This window comes from Pedobacter sp. GQ55 (genome assembly GCF_059758925.1).
In genome coordinates, this window is the sequence record NZ_JCAXEI010000031.1 from 1 (window position 1) to 430 (window position 430).

A 430-nucleotide genomic window follows, 5' to 3' on the forward strand; every position below is an offset into this window, starting at 1 on the left:
TTCCCAGCAGCTTTTCCAGTGGTTTTCCCAGTACCTTACATCATTGCTGGCGGCCTGCAACCCTTCGTGGTGAAAGAGACGGACCGCGATTATAATTGTTGGGGTAAAAAAGGCCCCGCAGACAACAAGCCATGATGCCAGACTGCGCCTCCTTTTGAGCCATTCGCTCCTAAAGCTGTATATAAATGTTTTCATAGCTTATTTTTATTTGCGATCAAATCCATAAAAATTGTCTCAAGGTCGTTTTGCGCAGCATAAAGCCGGTATACTTTAATATCGGCCATTACCAGTATTTTGATGAGTTCGGCGACAGTTTCGGTGTTCATCATTTGAAGACTGATGCCCTCTTCGGTAAAATAATGCTGGATTTGCCGTTCATCAAGAATAAGAGATGTCTTTCGATGATCGCCCGTGGAAAGAAATAATCTAG

The 430-nt window shown here is 43.5% G+C and carries 2 protein-coding genes; both read right to left on the reverse strand.

Translation table 11 applies throughout. The features are described from left to right. Window positions 1-195: hypothetical protein (locus tag AC6CH7_RS26480; protein WP_498265564.1), on the reverse strand; the 195-nt coding region annotated here is incomplete at its 3' end. Beyond that, a partial coding sequence (locus AC6CH7_RS26485; protein WP_498265565.1) for a hypothetical protein occupies window positions 192-430 on the reverse strand: 239 nt, incomplete at its 5' end. The genes AC6CH7_RS26480 and AC6CH7_RS26485, both read right to left, overlap by 4 nt.